This window comes from Lactobacillus amylovorus DSM 20531, from assembly GCF_002706375.1.
Classification (GTDB): Bacteria; Bacillota; Bacilli; order Lactobacillales; family Lactobacillaceae; genus Lactobacillus; species Lactobacillus amylovorus.
The window spans coordinates 1,913,444-1,934,333 of record NZ_CP017706.1 but is presented as its reverse complement, the minus strand read 5'-3'; the positions used below and the strand labels follow the sequence as shown (position 1 = coordinate 1,934,333).

Annotated in this window: 18 protein-coding genes; 4 read left to right on the top strand and 14 right to left on the bottom strand. The window is 36.5% G+C overall.

All coding sequences use genetic code 11. The annotated features are described in order from the left end of the window. Positions 1-145: 145 nt before the first annotated feature. The 9 genes from holA to typA form a co-directional block, all read right to left on the bottom strand. The gene (gene holA, locus LA20531_RS09925; protein WP_013437658.1) at positions 146-1,132 is read right to left on the bottom strand and encodes a DNA polymerase III subunit delta; all 987 of its coding nucleotides are present in this window, start codon (positions 1,130-1,132) and stop codon (positions 146-148) included. Beyond that, complete coding sequence (locus LA20531_RS09920; RefSeq protein WP_056940544.1) at positions 1,129-3,414, bottom strand: DNA internalization-related competence protein ComEC/Rec2; 2,286 nt, start codon at positions 3,412-3,414, stop codon at positions 1,129-1,131. Before LA20531_RS09920 ends, holA begins: the two co-directional genes overlap by 4 nt. Next, complete coding sequence (locus tag LA20531_RS09915; RefSeq protein ID WP_056940545.1) at positions 3,383-4,066, bottom strand: helix-hairpin-helix domain-containing protein; 684 nt, start codon at positions 4,064-4,066, stop codon at positions 3,383-3,385. Before LA20531_RS09915 ends, LA20531_RS09920 begins: the two co-directional genes overlap by 32 nt. Before the next feature lie 73 nt (positions 4,067-4,139). Beyond that, positions 4,140-5,174: a SepM family pheromone-processing serine protease gene (locus LA20531_RS09910; protein ID WP_056940546.1), complete on the bottom strand. Its 1,035-nt coding sequence runs from the start codon at positions 5,172-5,174 to the stop codon at positions 4,140-4,142. Continuing rightward, entirely contained in the window at positions 5,158-5,652 is a 495-nt protein-coding gene (coaD, locus tag LA20531_RS09905) for a pantetheine-phosphate adenylyltransferase (RefSeq protein WP_056940547.1), read from the bottom strand. The genes LA20531_RS09910 and coaD overlap by 17 nt, the downstream gene beginning before the upstream one ends. After that, on the bottom strand, positions 5,652-6,203 hold the full coding sequence (gene rsmD, locus LA20531_RS09900; protein WP_013437653.1) for a 16S rRNA (guanine(966)-N(2))-methyltransferase RsmD: 552 nt from the start codon (positions 6,201-6,203) through the stop codon (positions 5,652-5,654). The genes coaD and rsmD overlap by 1 nt, the downstream gene beginning before the upstream one ends. Then, a complete protein-coding gene (locus LA20531_RS09895; protein ID WP_013437652.1) occupies positions 6,200-6,544 on the bottom strand; it encodes a YlbG family protein in 345 nt (114 codons plus the stop codon). The genes rsmD and LA20531_RS09895 overlap by 4 nt, the downstream gene beginning before the upstream one ends. Next, a complete protein-coding gene (locus LA20531_RS09890; protein ID WP_056940548.1) occupies positions 6,541-7,725 on the bottom strand; it encodes an FtsW/RodA/SpoVE family cell cycle protein in 1,185 nt (394 codons plus the stop codon). Before LA20531_RS09890 ends, LA20531_RS09895 begins: the two co-directional genes overlap by 4 nt. A gap of 98 nt (positions 7,726-7,823) precedes the next feature. Beyond that, positions 7,824-9,668 (bottom strand): translational GTPase TypA, encoded by a 1,845-nt coding sequence (gene typA, locus LA20531_RS09885; RefSeq protein WP_013641748.1) that lies wholly within the window; start codon positions 9,666-9,668, stop codon positions 7,824-7,826. Positions 9,669-9,922: 254 nt separating this feature from the next. Between typA and def the strand changes: the two genes are divergently transcribed. The 4 genes from def (at position 9,923) to LA20531_RS09860 (ending at position 13,714) form a co-directional block, all read left to right on the top strand. Further along, on the top strand, positions 9,923-10,477 hold the full coding sequence (def, locus tag LA20531_RS09880; RefSeq protein WP_056940549.1) for a peptide deformylase: 555 nt from the start codon (positions 9,923-9,925) through the stop codon (positions 10,475-10,477). Positions 10,478-10,807: 330 nt separating this feature from the next. Then, positions 10,808-11,029, top strand: a complete 222-nt coding sequence (locus LA20531_RS09870) for a DNA-dependent RNA polymerase subunit epsilon (RefSeq protein ID WP_013437648.1) — start codon at positions 10,808-10,810, stop codon at positions 11,027-11,029. A 6-nt stretch (positions 11,030-11,035) separates the two neighbouring features. Further along, positions 11,036-12,715 carry a ribonuclease J1 gene (gene rnjA, locus LA20531_RS09865; protein WP_056940550.1) on the top strand — a complete coding sequence of 560 codons (1,680 nt, stop codon included), beginning with the start codon at positions 11,036-11,038 and terminating at the stop codon, positions 12,713-12,715. Between the two features lie 51 nt (positions 12,716-12,766). Beyond that, positions 12,767-13,714, top strand: coding sequence for a diacylglycerol/lipid kinase family protein (locus tag LA20531_RS09860; protein WP_056940551.1), 948 nt, complete (start codon positions 12,767-12,769; stop codon positions 13,712-13,714). A 150-nt stretch (positions 13,715-13,864) separates the two neighbouring features. Here LA20531_RS09860 and LA20531_RS09855 read toward each other — a convergent pair whose 3' ends face one another. From LA20531_RS09855 to LA20531_RS09835, 5 genes are all read right to left on the bottom strand, one after another. Beyond that, positions 13,865-15,226, bottom strand: a complete 1,362-nt coding sequence (locus LA20531_RS09855) for an IS4 family transposase (RefSeq protein ID WP_099202214.1) — start codon at positions 15,224-15,226, stop codon at positions 13,865-13,867. 180 nt (positions 15,227-15,406) lie between these two features. Further along, positions 15,407-16,963, bottom strand: a complete 1,557-nt coding sequence (locus LA20531_RS09850; protein ID WP_056939654.1) for a nuclease-related domain-containing protein — start codon at positions 16,961-16,963, stop codon at positions 15,407-15,409. 197 nt (positions 16,964-17,160) lie between these two features. Beyond that, positions 17,161-19,512 (bottom strand): SF1B family DNA helicase RecD2, encoded by a 2,352-nt coding sequence (gene recD2, locus LA20531_RS09845; protein ID WP_056939655.1) that lies wholly within the window; start codon positions 19,510-19,512, stop codon positions 17,161-17,163. Continuing rightward, complete coding sequence (locus LA20531_RS09840; protein WP_056939656.1) at positions 19,512-20,156, bottom strand: tetratricopeptide repeat protein; 645 nt, start codon at positions 20,154-20,156, stop codon at positions 19,512-19,514. Before LA20531_RS09840 ends, recD2 begins: the two co-directional genes overlap by 1 nt. Continuing rightward, a complete protein-coding gene (locus tag LA20531_RS09835; protein WP_056939657.1) occupies positions 20,156-20,815 on the bottom strand; it encodes a histidine phosphatase family protein in 660 nt (219 codons plus the stop codon). Before LA20531_RS09835 ends, LA20531_RS09840 begins: the two co-directional genes overlap by 1 nt. Between the last annotated feature and the right edge of the window lie 75 nt (positions 20,816-20,890).

Genomic DNA, 20,890 nt, shown 5'->3' with positions numbered 1-20,890 from the left:
ACAAGATTTGGGCTTGTTTGACATAAAAAAAGATCATTCAAATGCGATAAATCGCAAATGAATGATCTTAAAAATTGAGTCGATAATTTGTCAATGTCTTAACTTAATGACATTGAAATTATGATCTTTTCTCTTTTTTTGTTTTCTACACGTTTAAAACGAATAGTTTCAAGAAATTATCTTCGTGATAAGTACCATTCTTATAATTGAATTCCAAATCAATAGCATCCCGCAACAATTTTTCTAATTTACTAATCTTCACCCTATTTTTCAAAGCCAACTTAACTCGATATGGGTGAACGCCTAAATCTTTAACTATTTGTGGCTCACTGCGACCTCTTTGAGCTAAAATTTTAACTACTAACAACAGTTCAAGCTGATTTTCAAAGACAGCCAGCAATTGAATTGGAGACGTTCCTTCTCGTAATTGATTCTCCAATCGATCAACTGCTTCTTGATAATTTCGATTAAGAGCTGATTCCAAAATTGCAAAAATATTTTGTGCCAGTGACAAATCAACATTTTGCATGACGGACTTTTCAGTAATCTTGTTATCAGTAGCTGTCATCTTCAATTTTTGATAATTGCTCAGCACAGTATCCATCACTTGGTCGCTGCGCTCAATCAGAAGCTGCAAAGCAGATTGCGTAATTGTGTAACCTTCTGCTTTAATCAGTGCTTTAGTAATTGCACCTACTTCATAAGAACGGATTTTAGGTTCTACTACGTTGAATTGTTTTAAAACAGTCTTGGTGAGTTTTTTACGTCGATCCAGTTTTTCATATGAAGCTACAATTACGATCGTATCTTCTAAATCTGACAAATTCTCAAAAATCTTTATCAAGTCATTGATTTGCTTTTGATACTTTTTAGGTACTTTGGCTGTCAAAAAGAATGGATTTTTAACCATAATCAGTTTTTGTTCACTAAACAAACTTGATTCAGTCAAACTAGCAATCAGTTCGTCTAGCCCATCCGTTTCGCAGTCGATAATTACGTGTTCGCAGTCTTTAAATTGATCCTCTTTAGCATAAGACTTAGCGAGATAGTCATTGACAAAATCATCTTCACTCCAAATTAAAGTATGCGGATTATTATTATTTGTATTTTTAAATAAGGAAAGTAAGGTCATTTTTTACCCCGCTTCAAAAAGCAATTAAATTCTAGTTCTTTCATTCCACCATAATACCAGCTAATCATACCACAGTCTTGAGTTGAAACCCACGGTATTTGTTGGTTGGCCAGTGTCGTCAAGGTTTCCTGATGCGGATGACCAAAACGATTATTGCGCCCGGCTGAGATAAAGACCTTCTTAGGATGAATCGCCTGCAAAAACTCCGGCTTAGAGGATGTCTTACTGCCATGGTGCCCTAACTTGAAATAATCTACATTAAGAGTCATCTTTTGCATTATTTCACTTTCTCCATCTTGACCCAAATCTCCTGTAAAAAGCCAGTTTTTATTAGCTAATCTAAAAAGCAAACTCAATGAATCCTCATTTTTACCTTCACCTGCTTGATAAGGATAAACGACATTGAACGTAATCTGTGGTTCCTTCACCTGCATCCCCGCTAGCAGTTCCACTAATTTAGTATTTTTAATTCTGCCATCAATTCTTTTTTGAAAAGAAGGATTCTTAAGCAAACCTTGTGCCATAAACAATTTCTTTACCTTAATTTGTTCCAATAATGGTCCTAAATCTCCCACGTGATCGGCATCTTGGTGAGATACAAACACGCCATCCAGACTATTAATTCCCTGACTTTTTAAAAACGGGATCGTAATTCGATTGATCTGCGGTGTTACTTTTTTACCACTAAAATTAAGCTTGCCTCCTGTATCAATTATGTAGGCTCTGCGTGGAAAAGGTGTAGTAACCAAAATACTGTCACCCTGCCCTACATCAATGAACGTTACCTGCCCGCGCAATGGAAAATGAATCATGCTGAAGAAAACTGCATAAAAAACAGTTAAAGTTAGGCCGATCTTTTTACAATTAAAACGCCACTCTGGCTTTTCTCTTAAAGCGATAATTAAGGCAATTGACACTATCAGCAAAAGCAAACATTGCCACCAATTAATTTGACCAAAATCAAGCAAGCCCAATTTAGTTTGCGAAAGTCGTTCAATGAGTTGCTCGCCTAATTCCAATATCTTTTCAAAAAATGGTGCTAGCCGTTTAGTGAAACCAAAAGTTAAGACGTTAATGAATGCTAACGACATAACAACCCAGTTGAAATATGGTACAACCAGCATATTGAATAAAACGGTCAAAAAGTTGATCTGATAAAAGAATAAAAGCAAAAGCGGCGTCAATAATAAATTAAGCAAAATCGATTGCTTCAGCCCGTTAAATGAATCAGTCAATTGCAACCCCAACGCCAAAATATAACTTAACAGCGCACCGGCAGCCATAAATAATCGCGGTACAAATAGCAGATGAATAATACAAGTTAGGCCTAATAAATCAACTTGTGTGATGTGCAATCCTTTGTACTTGCTAACTCTACCTAAAAAATAAGTTAAGCTTGCACGGACAGAACCAGCTTGACCACTACTTAAAAAGATTCCCAATAATAGAATTATTACGCAAAACAAAAATGTTTCTTCATCGGTCATCTTTAAACTGTAACAAATCGTACTGATGATCAAGACATAGATACCAACATGCAAACCCGAGATACTTAACAAGTGAATAACACCTAAATCGCGATAATTATTCAAAATTTCTTGATTCTCTTGCGCATTGTTTTCACCCAAAATCAATTCACTGGCAAAAAAGCCGAGCAACTGCGGCATCGTTTTAAAATATTTCTGCAGACGATAGCGCATTTGATGTAGTTTTCCTATTAAGTCAGGACGAAGAACACTCATTTGCATGCTAGTAAATTTAACTCTTTGAAAAATCTTTTTCGCTGCATAATAATTCTGATAATTAAACTCACCAATATTCGTAGCCGGCTCAATCGGTTCGCACTTACCTTCAATCTGACTCATTAAAATTGGTTGTCCGGTTTTTAATAGTCTTTTTTGTTCATCGTTAATTTTGCCAGCAATTAAAATATCTCCACCTTTAAAATGACCAGTACCTGACAGAAAATCATCCTTAACGCGAACCTGATCAGGATAAATTGTTAGCTGACTTTGGCTATTCAAATTAAAATTTGTAGTTTTTTTATTCAAGAATGCAATCAAGCTAAAAGACAATAGAATCAGAACTATGATCTGCATATTAGCACTATATTTTTTGATTAATAAAAATAGAAAATATAGGCTAAACAAAAGACAAACAATTTTTTGAACTAATGAATCACTGGCGAATAACCAAAAAGAGATTGCTACTAAAAGCAAAGCCAAAATCAGATAAAAGCCTGCATCATTTCTAAACAGCCAATTGGTCTTTGAGACTTGCAAAGGTCTTTTCTCCTATTCCAGATACCTGCATTAAATCTTCGATCTTTTTAAAAGACCCCTTTTGTTCACGATAGGCAATAATTTGTTCTGCTTTCTTTTCACCAATTCCCGTTAATTTTTGCAGATCGGCCGCATTAGCTGTATTTAAATTAACTTTTTCACCACTTCCTTGCTGTGATGAGCTTGAATCACCACTAGTAGCACTTGCTTGACTCTCAGTACCAGCCGTAGCCGCATTTTCTACTTTCTCACCTTTATAAGGGATATGAATTTTATCCTGGTCTTTTAACAAGACAGCGCGATTGATTGCCTTTAATTGGGCTCTACTAGTCGTCCCGCCCGCAGCTTCAATTAGCTCCTGCAATCTGGCACCATTTTTTAATGTATAGACTCCTTCATGTTTTACTGCTCCTGAAATATCGCAAGTTACAGTTTTTGATTCACTAGCAGAAGAACTGCTTGCCATATTCGCTACATCAGTACTAGATGAAGAACTGCTATTTTTCTGCATCAATTGTGTATTCTCTGTTTCAGTATTTTTATCAGTACTATCCCCTTTTTTAAAATAAAAAAAGCCCACTAAAATAATTCCTACTGCAATCAAATACACCTTCTTTTCGATTGCAAATTCCTTTATTTTTTCAAAATTCATATAATTCACCTCTACTATTTATTACGCAAAAAAAGCCCAGAATTTTTTCTGGACTTTTATTTTTTATCTTTTTCTAATAATGTTTCTTTAAATAGTTGAGTGCATCATCAAAATTAGCGACAGGAACAATTTTCATTTTAGTATGAATTTTCTTGGCAGTTCGTTTGGCTACCGCATAATTCGTCTGACTCTTCTTAACATCAGTTGAGTCTGTTGGAGCAAAGAAGACTTCTGCACCTTCTCGACTAGCGGCAACGACTTTCTTGTCAACGCCGCCAATGATACCAACCTTACCATTTGGTGCAATTGTACCTGTTCCGGCAATCTTGTGACCATGACTTAAATTCTGCTTGGTAAAGACTTCATAACTTTCTAGTGTGAACATTAAGCCAGCAGATGGACCACCTATCTCACCAGCATTGATTGATAGTTTAGGCTTAGTTTTAACTTCTACGTGTTCTACCAATTGAATACCGATGCCAGGTTTATTAGTCCCTTTAACTTTGACAATCTTACCGGTAAACTGCTTTTTCTTTTTACCTCTTAGAACAGAGATTGTCACAGGGCTACCTATCTTTTGTTTACGTAAATACGTCATCATTTCTTCAGTTGAATGGAAACGATGACCATTGGCACCTAAAACCGTATCGCCAATTTGGAGTTTGTTCTTAAAGCTAGAACCCTTTTGTACCTCCATTACGTAAACGCCAAGATATTTTAAGCTATGCTTTTTACCAGCTTTTTTAGCCGCATAATATATTGCATTTTGTTGGCTAGTTTCCATATACCAATTTTGCAATTCATTATATTGAGCGCTTGTCTGACCGCCTAACAGCTCTTTGCTAGGCACACGATCATTATACGGTCTAGTATAACTCCACAAATATTGCAAAATCGAAGCCGGCCGGCTAGTAACGCTTACCGTTACCAGATAAAAGTTATTGGGTTTCTTATTGGGTGATTTAATAAATTGTCCTACAGGAACCGCCTCACCCGGTGACTCAATATAATAATCAGTTGGCCAAAAGGCCAAAAACGCAACGGCTATGATTGCAATAATTGTAATTAGCCAATTGCGTAATCGATGAGATTTATTTTGATTGTTCATGATTTAATTTCTTCCTTAGTGCTTTAGCAGCCTTCTCCGGCAAAAACTGGTGCACGTCTTCGTCAAAACGAGCCAATTCCTTAATCATGCTTGAAGCTACAAAAGAATTTTCTGGACTGCTAAACAGCAAAACTGTATTAATATCAGGAGCTAGTCTTTTATTAATGCCAGCAATTTCTTGCTCATAACGAAAATCAGCACTATTGCGGACGCCGCGAACGATGGCCCTAGCATGTAATTCATGTGCCAAATTAACGGTTAACATATCTGGTTTATCTAGCACCTCAATATTAGGAATATTCTTTAGTGCATCCCTAATAAAATCAGCCCGTTCTTTTGCCGTAAATAAATAATGTTTAGACGTATTGGTCATCGCTACAACGTATACCTTGTCGAAGATCTGAGCGGCCTTCTTAGCGGTTTCTACATGACCATTGGTAATTGGATCAAAGCTTCCTGGAAAAAGTGCGACAGTCATTATTTATCCTTTCGATAAATTCTTACAATTGTTTTGCCTAAATGATGCTCCTTAACTAAAGAGAAGCCCTCAATTGGTCCTAATTCGGTGTGATCATCAGTTTCAGCAACGACAATTGCATCATCATTTAGCAAGCCTAATTTATTCATCTGCAACATATCCTTAGCAATTTTTTCTTTTGCATAAGGAGGATCCAAAAATACTAAATCAAATTTTAGTTCTTTTTCCGCAAACAGCTTTAAGGCTGCTGAACTACGCATATTGTAAATATCAAAGCGATTTTCTTCCTTAGTTAATGCGACGTTCTTTTTAATGATTGAACATGCTGCATGGTTAATATCTACTAAGCTAGCGTGATCACAACCTCTTGATACAGCTTCAATTCCTAAAGCACCACTACCAGCGTATAAATCAAGTACATTGCCGCCATTGAAAAATTGTCCCAATGAATTAAACAAGGATTCTTTTACTTTATCGCTAGTTGGTCGCGTACGATTACTCTTTAAAGTAAATAAATTTCTCTTAGCATATTTTCCTGAAATAATTCTCATTGCATCTGATCCTCATTTTTTTCTTGTTCTAACTGCAGTTTTTCCTCAGCTGCTTTAGCCATCTCGGTTATCTGCTTTTCAATGTGTTCGCTATTCAGATTAACTTCATCTTCAGCTGATATTTCTACATAAGTAACAAAATCAAGACTAGCAATTTGCCTTTGCATTTCTTTAGCTTCTCTACGGTTAACATAAAGCATACAATATTTCATTTTTTTAGAGAAATAAACAATGTCACCATAGCGCCGTAATTTGTATTGATCACTTACTGATTTTAAATAAATAATCAGTGCAACGCGTTTAATTAAATGCGTACCTTCGATTTCTTTATTTATACTCATGCGACCGTTTCATCCTTTTCTTGTAACATTTTTTCGTTTGCGGAGACATTCAGGACTAAACCAACTGCAGCTGTCAAAACGATCATTGATGAACCACCATATGAAATAAACGGCAGCGTTACCCCAGTAATTGGCAATAAGCCCAATACCGCACCAATATTGAATAAGGCTTCTGTGAATAGAATTGTGGCAACACCAAAGCAGATCAGAGCGTTAAATTGTGAACTAGCATTGATGCCCACTTCCATGATTTCCCACATTAAGTAGAATAAAAGTCCTACCAAAAGAATCGTAACAACGACACCAAGTTCTTCAGCGGTAATTGACAAAATGAAGTCAGTATAAGGTTCTGGCAAATAGCCGCGTTTTTGCATACTGTTTCCTAGTCCTACGCCAAATAAACCACCATTATGAATTGCATAATATGAGTTAACTAGCTGGGCTCCACCTTTTCTTTCAAGCTGGAAGGGATGCAAAAATGACATTAGTCGTTGGAATTGATAACTTTCCTGCAAGAATTTTGGATTCCAAGTAACGAGAATAATAAATACTATGCCGACAAGGATTGCAATACCAACTAACCAAGTTAAAGCTAATCTGGTTGGTACACCTGAAACTGAGAACATAACCAAAGTGATCATGAACAAAATAGCTGTACCACCAAAGTCAGGTTCCACAATTACCAAGCACATCAAGAATGCTGACAAAATGGCAGGATGAGAAAGATTGCCTTTAATTTTTCCTCTTACAAACTTCCCATCTCTTCGGTCCAAAACATAGGCTAAATAGATAACCAATGCCAATTTTGTTACTTCCAGTGGCTGCAAATTAATAAAACCTAAGTTGATCCAACCCACGGCCCCATTAACTTCCGCTGAGCTAACATGGGCAAACTTCAATATTACCAACCAAAAAAGCATCAGAATACAAAGTATTAGAAAGCCTGCCACAAATTTTGGATTTTTGATGACTTTTAGTTTTACTGCAAAAAACGGTACACCAAAGCCGAAGAATGCAGCTACAGCATAAATTGCCTGTCTTATTCCATAAACATCTGGTTTAAAACCATTAACTAATAAAATATCAGAACTAGCTGAATATACCAAAATTACTCCGATTACTACCAAAATTAAGTAAGGGATAAAAATTCGGTAATTAAGATAATTTAATTTTCGACGCACGAGCGTTGCCCCTTTATGTGAAATTACTTTTTAATTATAAAACAAAAAAGTCATCGCTTCTATTAAGCAATGACTTTTTAGCAATTATGTAAAAATAATTATTTAGTACGGTTACGCTTCTTGTCAGCCTTTTGACGTTCCGAAGTGTTTAAGATCTTCTTACGTAAACGAATTGATTCTGGAGTTACTTCACAGTATTCGTCATCGTTCAAGAACTCAATGGCTTCTTCAAGAGTCAAAGTCTTTGGAGTCTTGATTGCAGCAGCGTGGTCCTTACCAGCAGCACGAGTGTTAGTCAAGTTCTTACCCTTAGTTACGTTAACGGCAATATCACGTTCACGACTTGATTGACCAACAATCATACCTTCGTAAACTTCAACACCGGCACCGATGAATAATTCACCACGTTGTTCAACTGATTGAAGTGAGTAAGTAGTTGATTGACCTTGGTTGATTGATACCAAAGCACCATTACGACGGCCTGGGTTCCAGTTCTTAACAACTGGCTTGTAAGCTGCGAAGGTGTGGTTCATGATACCGTAACCACCAGTTTGTGACATGAATTCGTTATTGTAACCAATCAAACCACGTGATGGAACTAAGAATTCAAGACGGGTTTGGCCGTTACCAGTTGACTCCATGTTTTGCATTTCACCTTTTCTTTGTGAAAGGGAGTCAATAACTGAACCAACGTATTCATCTGGAGTATCAACTTGAACAGATTCGAATGGTTCACACATAGTACCATCAATTTCACGGTAAATAACCTTAGGACGTGAAAGTTGTAATTCGAAACCTTCACGACGAAGTTCTTCAACCAAAATTGAAAGGTGAAGTTCACCACGACCTGAAACAGTCCAAGCGTTTAATTGATCAGTAGGTTCAACCTTCAAAGAAACATCAGTACGAGTTTGACGAATTAAACGGTCTTCAAGCTTCTTAGGAGTTACTTGGTCACCTTCACGACCAGCAAATGGTGAGTCGTTGGCAACGAAGTCCATTTGAAGTGTTGGTGGATCGATCTTAAGAAGTGGCAAAGCTTCTGGGTGATCTGCCGAAGCAATAGTTTCACCAACGTAAATATCATTAATACCACTGATGGCAACGATATCGCCGGCCTTAGCTTCTTTAATTTCGTTACGCTTCAAACCGAAGTAACCAAACAACTTAGTAACGCGGAAGTTTTGAGTTGAACCATCACGCTTCATAACAGTGATGTTGTCGCCAACCTTAACCTTACCACGGTAAATTCTACCTACACCAATACGACCAACGTAGTCATCCCAATCAAGCATAGTGATTTGGAATTGAAGTGGTTCATCTGAGTTGTCGATTGGAGCAGGAATGTACTTAAGAATGGTATCAAAGATAGGATCCATAGTTTCCTTTTGAGTACTTGGATCTGGATCATATGATGAAGTACCATTCAAAGCTGATGCGTAAACAACTGGGAAGTCAAGTTGTTCATCGTTAGCACCTAATTCAATGAAGAGTTCAAGTACGTCATCCAAAACTTTCTTAGGACGAGCGCCTGGACGATCAATCTTGTTTAAAACAACAATTGGCTTTACACCAGCTTCCAAAGCCTTCTTCAATACGAAACGAGTTTGTGGCATTGGACCTTCGTAAGCATCAACCAAAAGCAATGCTCCGTCTACCATGTGCATAACACGTTCTACTTCACCACCGAAGTCAGCGTGTCCTGGCGTATCCAAGATATTAATAGTAGTATCCTTGTAACGAACAGCAGTGTTCTTTGACAAAATAGTAATACCACGTTCACGTTCAATGGCGTTTGAGTCCATAGCACGATCTTCAAGATTCATGTGTTCTGGTAAAGTATCGGATTGCTTCAATAATTGGTTGACCAAAGTAGTTTTACCATGGTCAACATGGGCAATAATAGCGATATTTCTAAGATCGTCTCTTCTTTTTTCTGACAAAAGTATTTCCTCCCCACTCTTCAATAAAAAAACTGTGACTAGGCCACAGTTTCGGTAACGCTTCTGCGCTTTATCGAAGTGCTTCTTTTTTTGATCTGTATAGTTACGTTAGTGAATTTTACCACCTAACTGCACGCCGGTCAACGCTTAACACTCATTTAACTTTTCATTTATTTTATCTTTAATCAAGCAAAATCCTCTGAATTATGGTAAAAATATAGTTAGATCTTATTTTTTAAAAAGGAGTAATTATTTTGATTTTAATGAAAGACATTGTGCGCGACGGCGATCCTGTCTTGCGCAAAGTCGCTAAGCCACTTACTTTTCCACTTAGCGATCACTACCAAAAATTAGCAGACGATATGATGGAATACTTGGTCAACTCACAAGATCCAAAGATTGCTGAAAAGCACCAACTTAGAGCAGGTGTTGGTTTAGCAGCTCCTCAAGTCGGCGAAAGTGTTCAAATGGCTGCACTTTTAGTTCCTGACGACGAAGGTAAAATTATTTTCAAAGAAATTTACGTTAACCCTGAAATTATTTCTGAATCTGTTCGCCAAGCTTGCTTAAGCGAAGGTGAGGGTTGCTTAAGTGTTGATGAAGTAATCAACGGCTACGTTCCTCGTCCAGACAAGTTGACTATTCACTACTACACTGTTGACGGTGAAGAAAAGACTATCCGTTTAAAGGATTACCCAGCTATCGTATCTTCTCACGAAATCGATCACTTAAACGGCCACTTGTTCTACGACAGAATCAACAAGCAAAACCCATATGACCTTAAAGAAGATACAGTAGTGATTTCTTAATCGTTATTTAAACGCAAAAAGACCTGCAATTGCAGGCCTTTTTTGATACAAAAAACCACTGGGCGACTAAACCAGTGGCTCATACATTGGGAATTAAGAAGATTGAAGAGACTTCTTACAGCGAGCAAATGAGTTTATTAATCATTTACTACACGTTCATGGTACAACCTACGTTATTTTACGTCAATAATATTACTAAAAAATTATCACTCTAAATCGATTCAAACATATTTATATACTTAGTTTTATAAATATGATAGAATTTTTAATAGCTATTGAGTATTTTTTACTCAAAATTGAACGTTTATACATTAATAAGGAGAATCATTTATGATTTACAAAGTTTTGTATCAAAAAGACAAGATTGTCAATCCTCGTAGAGAAACTACTAAGACTCTTTACATGGAGGCTGACAACATGGTCGAAGCAAGAAGCATGGTTGAGGACAACACCCCCTATAACATTGAACTCATCCAAGAATTAACAGGTAATTCTTTAGCTTACGAAAAAGAACACGCTGACTTCAAGTTAACGACGTTCGACAAGAAGTAATAAAGAGTGCGAATTAAAAATAATGAAGTAGCCGTTTATGCAATCGGGGGTTTGCATGAAATTGGCAAGAATATGTATTGTGTGCAGTACCAGGATGAAATTATCATCATGGACTGTGGTATTAAATTCCCCGAAGATGATTTATTAGGTATCAACTACGTAATCTCAGATTACTCCTACCTAGTTAAAAATCGTAAGAAAATCAAGGCGCTAGTAGTTAGTCACGGACACGAAGACCACATTGGTGGTATTCCATTCTTATTGGAAAAGATCCCTGAAATTCCAGTTTATGCAACTCCATTTGCCCTATCCTTAATTAAAGGTAAGTTGGAAGAACATGGAATTTTAAAGACGACCGAACTACATGAAGAGCATGAAGACACTGTTTTGAAGTTCAAGAAACTTTCCGTTTCATTCTTTAGAACAACTCACTCAATTCCTGATACTTTGGGAATCGCTGTTCATACACCACTTGGTGCTGTTGTCTTTACCGGTGACTTCAAGTTTGACTTGACTCCTGTAATGAATCAGCCAGCTCCAGATTTCCAAAAGATGGCTAAATTAGGAAACGAAGGTGTGCTTGCCCTTCTTTCAGACTCAACTAACGCTGAAGTTACGCAATTTACGAAGTCTGAAAGATTCGTTGCACAATCGCTTCATAATATCATTACTGGTATTCATGGCAGAATCATCTTTGCCACTTTCGCTTCTAACCTTTACCGTGTATCTACTGCAATTCAAGCAGCAATTGATACCGGCAGAAAGGTGGCTATCTTCGGGCGAAGCATGGAAAATGGTGTCGACAATGGTATTGATTTAGGCTACTTGCATGTACCTAAGGATTTAATTGTTGATGCTGATGAAATTAACAAATTACCACCTGACAAAGTGATGATCTTATGTACTGGTTCACAGGGTGAACCTTTAGCAGCTTTATCTAGAATTGCTAACGGTACTCACAGACAAATCACTTTGCAACCTGGTGATACAGTAATCTTCTCTTCTAACCCAATTCCAGGTAATACGTTGAGCGTTAACCACTTAATTAACAAATTAATGGAAGGCGGAGCCAATGTAATTCACGGACGTGTAAACAACGTCCACACTTCTGGACACGGTGGTCAAGAAGAACTTAAGATGATGGTTCGTTTAACCAAACCTAAGTACATGATTCCTGTTCACGGCGAATACAGAATGCAGGTAATTCACACCCAACTTGCTCAAGAAGCTGGTGTTCCTGCAGAAAATACATTCGTTCTGTCTAACGGTGAAGTTGTCTGCTTTGGTCCAAACGGTGCAAGAATTGCTGGTCGCATCCCTGCCGGTGATGTTTATGTTGATACATCCGGTACAGCAGATGTTGGCAATGTCGTAGTTCACGACCGTCAAATTCTTTCAGAAGAAGGTTTAGTAGTAGCTGTAGCTACAGTTGACTACAAGCATAAACGCGTTCTTGCCGGACCTGATATTTTAAGTCGTGGTTTCGTTTATATGAGAGAATCAACTGAATTAATCAGTCAAGCTCAAAAACATGTCTACCATGTTCTTAGAAATGAAATGGCAAAATCAGATGAACCTAAGGAAAGCGAAATTAAAAAGGCAATTACCGAAAACTTATCTGACTTCCTTTATTCTAAGACTGAAAGACGGCCAATGATTTTACCAATCATCATCGAAAAGAAATAGCTAATAAGGCTCCTTCGGGAGCCTTTTATTTTAGAACTATAGAATTTAATTATGAGCAAAAAAATAAAAGTACATTTATTAGTCAATGAAACAGCTGGAAATGGTAATGCAAAGAAAGCTAACATCGCATTGCAACAAGTGTTAAACGAATTAAATATACCTTTTACCTGGCAAAAAAGTCGTTTTCCCAAGGAATTGACTACTTTAGCTAAAAACTATGCCAATACAAATCCAAGCGAAAATAATATTCTGATTGTAGTAGGCGGGGATGGTTCATTTAATGAAGTACTAAATGGCATTAAAGCATCCAACTATCCTGATACCCCTATTACTTATTTGCCAGCTGGAACAGGTAACGATTTTGCTCGTGGTGCTGGACTAACAGCTGATCCTCGACAATTAGTCCATAATTTGCTCAATGATCCAGCCCCAGAACAAGTAGATTGCGGCTATTTTTCTGCAAACATACCAGGAGAAAATACCGGCTACTTTGTCAATAATTTTGGGATTGGCTTCGATGCTTTTATTGTTTATCAAAGCAACCATGAAAAATTAAAGGATAAGCTTAACCGACTCAATTTGGGCAATCTGATCTATGGTCTTAATGTCGTCAAGGGATTGGCGCAACAAGACACATTTACTGTAACTGTAAAAACCAAAGACAAAACTTGGCGTTACAGCGATGCTTATTTTGTTACTACTACCAATCACCCTTATTTTGGTGGTGGCTTTGCTATTTTGCCTAAAGCTGATGTTTATAGTCACCATTTGGATACTGTTATCGTTGAAAAACCTAGTTTAAGTAAATTCATTTTTCTCTTCAGCAAGCTATTAAAAGATGGTTCACACGTGAATGCGCCGCAATTTCATTATGTGGAAGCCCAAGAAATTCAAGTTGAAACTATAAAGCCTGAATTTGCTCAAATTGATGGTGAAGATGTAAATACTCAAGGATTTAAAGTTAAATTCAAAATCGATCATTTCAATCTATTAAAATAAGCCAAAGGATTTCTCCTCAATGTCATTAAGTTAAGACATTGACAAATCTGACAATATTTTTTGAGACATTTATCGAATTACTTTTCTCGGTAAATGTCTTTTTTTGATAGCACAAATAAGCCATCCTAGGATAGCCACTTTTTAATTAATCTAAGCTACCAAACGATAAGGAAAACTGATAACTAATTTTGCTTTTAAATTACGTTTATCTTTTCTTCCCGGTCGAATTGGAGTTATATAAGATGCCATATCAAGCACTAATTGTGCAAAGCTTATATCTGAATTATCGCTTATCATAAAGTATCGTCGCCAAATACAGCAGGCCATTTTAAAATCTATTTGATATTGATATTTGCTTTTAACATATGGCTTTGAGCTGGCGGCTACTGATAAGCTCACTGCATCATACATTGCAAAATGGGCGTATATCTCCATATAAACAAATTGATCTTTTTTAGAATGAAACTGGACGCCGCTTAAGTCATATTTAAGCTCCCTAAAAGAAGTTTCTATTCCCCAGCGAAGATGATAGATCTCTTTCATTCTAGCTAGTGGGTATTTGTCCCGGTCTAAATTGGTGATCAGAACTTCCCACTCATCGTCTGAACCTGGTGGATTAATTCTAAACTTACAAATTCGAAATTTAACATTGCATATATCTTCATGGTCCCAGCGTGAATCTTTGGTATTTTTTGAGCGTACAGCCTTGTAATGATGTTTTTTATGGAATACCAGGTGAAGAAACTTTTCCGTATCTTTGTGAGTTATATAGTAGCGATGCGATGCAGTTACTTTACAGGAAAGCTCACTATCATATTCATGGCCTGACAATGTGGTAATTTCTTTAATAGCGCCATTCCCAGCTTTTGTTCGAATAACATAGTGACAATGCTTTAGCCGATTACAGGTTTCAATCAAATTAAAACTACTATAGCCACGATCCATTAAAACTAAAAAATCTTTTTCTTGTTTATCTAGATTCTTTAACATTGTTAGTGCCGCTTCACGCTCATCCATTTTTTGTCTGGGCTGAATGACCATATCCAAATATAATTTATTCAAAACATCATAAAGAGCATTTACATGGATCTGACAATATTTTCTACCATCTTTGCCTTGAAAAATATTCTTTGATTTTGGATTAAAAGGCTGATCAAAATCGGAACCATCAATCGCTACAACTAAGTATTTGTCATCTAGTAATTGTGGTGCATTGTTTGCCTGACTAAGCTCAGCCATGATTTCTTTAAAACATTCGGGTTTTAATTTAGCCTTTTGTTGTTCGAAAGCCGAAGCGGTCATTCTGGAATTTATGTTAGGAAAAGCATGAAAAATTTCCGAGTTCAAACTGCCGGCTCCCATGTTTAGAATCAGCCTAATCAAATCAACGACATTGAGCTTACGACAACGGGTAAAGGCCTGATCTGAAACAGAGAAAGCATGAATATTAGTGGCGATTTTATTGATAATATTATCCATCAGTTTTAGAATATTTGAGTGAAGGGATTTCATAAGAGTCACAGCTTTCTATGAAAGACCGGATAATATGACGAAAGTGAGCAGAAGAGTAAATTAGACTCTGCTCACTTTTTATTTTACGTAGAAAAAGAACCGAATCAAAATGATTCGGTTCTTAAGGTCCCATCTTCGTCAATGTTTTAACTTAATGACATTGGATTTCTCCTTTGGCTTTTATATTTTGTCTAAAATTTCTTTATCCATCTGATGCTGTTTATAATACGTTTCCGCATCTACAAAGCTACGTACTTGATCATAAAATTTCTTCCAATAGCGGTATTGTTGATACAACTGACGCCATTCACGTGCACCTGATAAGTAATCTGCTAATAAATTTTTGATATGCTCAATATGTTTAATTACTTGGTTAGCATGGTAAAGCTGCTCATCAACAGCTTTTTCATCCAGTTTCATGTCATCTTCAAATAATAAAATGTTTTCACTAAAAGTCTTTTCCTCTTCTAGTGCCTTATTATTAGTCATTTCTTCCCCTACTGCGGAGACTTCTTCTGGCTGCAATCCAATGCCTGCCGGTGCTTTGACTAATAAAGATTGAATATCATCTAATTGACAAACTTCAATTCCTACTCGCTCGTATCTTTCGATTTTTTCTAGAGTAAATTTTTCTTCAGTACGACTAACTACCACAACTACATTACGAATCAACTGATCTATACTAGGAATTCGTTTTAACAAATTAATGATTGCTGGATTGTTGCTTTTTTCTAGAACATACTTGATGCTTTCTTTATGTTTAGCTACTTGATCAGCTATTTCACTATAATCCTTAAGCATATCGTAAGAATGGTTCTTACTCGTTCTAGCCTTAGTTTCAAAACAAAAAATACCGCTAGATGCAATAACCAAGTGATCAATTTGGTTGTTGCCCAGTTTAGTTTGCTTTTCATACGGATATGGCAAAATCAAATTATGAATTAAAATTTTGCCAAACTGAACTTCTTTAATTCTTTTATTGACTAATTCTTCTGCAGCAGCTCCGGCTAAAAGATTACTAGCATGCCGCAAATCATGATCAGATAAAACATCCATTGGATGAAGATACTTGATTTTTCCTAAATGCAAATCGGTCATTCTTTTTTGAAAATTGGTAACATTCTTGTTGTATGTTTTAAAACCAGAATTAATCGCACTAATTCGCAAAACATTACGCAACTGTAATGCCCGTCTCAGATCACGTTTTTTAGTGAAATCTAGTTTCTCCGCTTTTTCTAACGAATGAATAGCTGCAGTATCCGTAACTTTATCTCGTTTTACCCATTCTTTTTGATAATAAGCGTGGTTTTCGGTTTCGTTAGCATATTGCTTCATGTCATTTTCAAGCGGTAGAACTTCTGCTTTTTTCTCTTGCACCATAGAACGATAATATTGCAGCTTCGTTTTTATTTTAGCGAAATCGGTAATCTGTTGCTTTTGATATTGATAAAATTCGTTTTTCTCATCTTTTTCATTCCAAACGGTCTTTCTAAAATAGTGACCATCTGTAACACCAAATTCGATAAATTCCGCAATCGTTCGATCTAAATTATACTTAATCAAGAATAAGCAATGACCGTTGCGATCAAATATTCTCCGTTTAATAAATCCGGGACGAATAAATTCAACAATCTGAAAAGTTAATCCCCGCTTATTTGGAAAACGATATGGCAATTGTTTTCCTGCAATCTTTTCTAATTTATTAAGTTCTTCTTTATCTGTATCACTGAGTTCCACTTTTTTCACTCTGCTCTTAGCTTTTATTGACCGAAAAAAACAATAGGTGATCAGACCTACTGTCAGCGTAATAATTGTAATCTCCATATTAATTCATTTTTTATTCCTTAGAACATGCGTTTAAGTATCCTAATTATATCATGCTTTTGTATATTCAAAAAGCCTTATGATACCTAGATCATAAGACTCTTTTAGGTTTATAAATGAATATCTTCCATACCGATCATTGGATCAATTTCACCTGAATAAATTTTTTCAGGAGTTAGAATATAATCCTCCGGTTGCTTAGGTTTTGTTTTTTCTTTTGGCTTTGACTCTGGTTCCTGAACATTTTCCGGTTTAACCGTAATGCCTAATTGTTTACGTAATTTGGAAGCTAAACCAGTTTTACGGTCATTGCCTGGTGTTTTAAAGGCAGCTTCAAAAGCTCTAGGATCTCCTACTAACACCAAATTCTTTTCAGCACGGGTAATTGCAGTATACAAAAGGTTTCGTTTCAGCATCACATAGTTCTGCATCGTTAGGTTGAGAACTACTAATGGAAATTCTGAACCTTGAGATTTGTGAATTGTAATCGCATAGGCCCTAGTTAAATCATTTAAATCTTTTCGCCCAAAAGTAACTTCACGATCATCAAACTTGGCAACCATGCATTCTTTGGAGTTCTCTTCATCGATACTGCTAATTTTACCGATTTGGCCATTATAAATGTCTTTTTCAGGATTATTCTGCAATTGCAAAATTCTGTCGCCAATCCGGAAAGTTTCGTTATGAGCTTCCAGTGACTTACTTTTAGCCTTAGGCGGATTCATGATTTCTTGAATAATATCGTTTAAGTTATCTACTCCGCCATTGCCATGATACATTGCACCTAAAACTTGAATATCATCTTTAGCAAAACCACGCTTTAAAGCAAGTTCAACAATTTGACCAACTGCATCCCCCACCAAATCTGGTCGACAGCTGATAAATGAATAGTTCTTTGTCTTCTTAAATAAAGCACCTTCATTCACACCTTCATTGACCGCATGGGCAAGCGAAATAATCGTTGAATCGTCACCTTGTCGATGGATTTCTTTCAAAATCGTTGTTGGAAATGCTTGCGACTTAATCAAATCACTGAAAACATTACCCGCACCAACTGATGGAAGCTGATCCTTATCACCGACAAAGACAATATGGCGAATTTGATTAATACTGGACAAAAGCTGTTTAAACAAGAACATATCAACCATCGACATCTCGTCAATAATTAATATTTCACCGTTTAATTCATTTAGTTCACCAGTGCCTGCATCCCCAATACCTAATCCCAGCATTCTGTGAATCGTTTTAGCACCGATACCAGTAATCTCACTCATTCTCTTAGCCGCACGGCCAGTAGGTGCAGCCAAAAGGAATGGTGGATCTTCACTGTACAAAGCAGAAGCTGGGATTTCAGCCAGCTTTCTCAAAGCTAGTAAAATTCCGTTGATAATCGTAGTTTTACCTGTACCAGGGCCACCAGTCAAAATTGAAATAGGATGATTCAACGCATTTTTGATAGCTAATTTTTGCGTTTCGTCATATTTAATTTTCAATTCTTTTTCTGCATCCTTAATGGCTGCGTTCATCTCTTTCTCGCTATATTGTTCATCTTCTTGATCCTGTCTGGATTCAACCAAATATTTCATCGAGTGAGCAATATCAACTTCCGTTTGGTAGATGCTTTGTAAAGCCGCTACATCATCATTGACTACGATCTTGCCATCTTGTTGCAAACCAAGGACACAATTAGCAATAGGATCAAATTTATCAATTTGCAATAGTTTGCTTGCTTCTGTCAGAAGTTCCTTAAGCGGTACATAAGTATCGCCGCTACCACTTAAAGCGTCAATCAACACCTGATAAATCGCACCGTTGATTCTGCGGGGATCATCATCCTTAATTTCTAACTGTTTACCCAACATATCGGCTGATTTAAAACCAAAACCAGTTACATCATTGATCACTGCATAAGGATCTGTTTGCAGTTTCTTTAGACTGTCGCCATGATATAACTGATAAATATTAGCTGCAATTCGACGATTGATCCCGTACTGTGCTAATTTCAAGACAATTTCTGAATAAGAATCCATTGAATTCAGCCCAGAAAGCAAGCTATCTTTTTGTTTTCTAGTTAAAGATAAAGTATCAATCTTAGCAGGTTTTTCTTTTAAAATATCCAAAGCATTTAAGCCTAGCTCATTGATAATCGTGTTGGCAGCCTTTTTTCCTATGCCTGGGAATTTATCAGAACTCAAATATTTAGTTAATGAACCCTCTTCATGCGGCAAAACCTGCTTATAGCTAGTAGCTCTAAATTGCAAACCAAACTTTTCATGCATCACAAGTTTGCCTTCAAAACGATAACTAGCTGAAATTTGAATATCGCCAAAATTACCGGTCACTTTTATTTCATCGCGTGAATAGTTTTCTAGTGAGCCAATAATTTCAACATCTAAAATTTTGTATAAATCCTTGTCGTTCTCGAAAACGATCCCGTTAACCTTACCGGTAAATTCGACCATTATTTTTTCTTTTCCTTATCATTTAGCATTTTCATAATTGAAGCATATTGATTCATTGCATGGTGATAATACTTGATATCCATTTGTTTAGCCTGATCAAAATATTTTTCTGCCTGATCACGATCTTTTTCTAATGTCGTTACACCTAGCAAAAAATAGACCTTAGCTGTTCTTTTATCTTCTGGAATAGCTAAATACATTTGCTCGGCTTGTTTAGCTTCACCCATGCTTAACCAAATATCGCCTAGCAATTCTTGCACGCGTTCATCGATCTTTTTAATCGTTAAAGCATAAGCTAAAGCCTTTTGACTTTGACCTAGTTTCAAGTAAGTTAAGGCCTTTTGGTAAAGAGTTAAATCATCATTAGGAATTTGATCTAGTAAATTCAGCGCTTTATCAAAATCACCTTGCATATAGTAGCAAACAGCTAGGTTGTAGCTTAATTCACGTGGTTTCTTAACCAGATGCTGTGCTTGTTCAAGCAGTTTTTGTGCCTGATCGGCACTGCCTTGCTCAATTAAATAAGTTGAAAGCTGTAAATAATTTTCAACTTTTTGCGGTTTTTCATCTATTTTTTTGATCAATAAATGAATCGCCTGATCTACTTTGCCTTCGTTATATAGCTTCTCAATTTTATTGTTCATTATAAAGAATCCGTTTTAGATAATTTTCTGCCTAAGTAGCTAGTTTCGTTCCAAACAACAGGCTTAAATGTCTTACCGCCATCGTTGGTTTCCAAAATCGTTAAACTAGTATTACTTAAACCACCATTTTTACGAATATCCTTCAAAGGATAACCCAAAAGGCCACCCATAATTGCGGATAAAGCAGCACCATGACTAACAGCTAAAACTTTGTCGTCATCGTTAGGAAATCTCTTAGCCATTTCTTCAGCAAAAGACTTACCACGAGCAATTACATGAGGATAGTTTTCTCCGTGTAATTCAGTAGGATCATATTGATCTGGGTGATGCCAAAAATTATCCATTTGCTTAGGATATTTCTTTTCCGCATCAGCGAACTTCATCCCTTCCATATCACCTAGGTTAAATTCACGCAGGCGCTCATCAATTGTAACTGGTAAATTAGCATTCATTGCATCGTCAATTCCTTGGGCTGTATTAAAAGCACGATCAAGCGGACTAGCAAAAATGCCTCTAAACTTTGTTCCGCGTAAATATTTACCTAATTTTTGAATATCTTTTTTACTTTGTGGAAGCAAAGGTGAATCACCATGTCCACCTTGAAAACGACTGGCTAAATTCCACTCAGTTTTACCATGACGCACAAAATAAATTTGCATATTTTAAATTCCCCCGAAAATCTGTAGTTATTAGTAATAGTTTAGCACAAAACAAAAGGATGTTCGAAAACACGA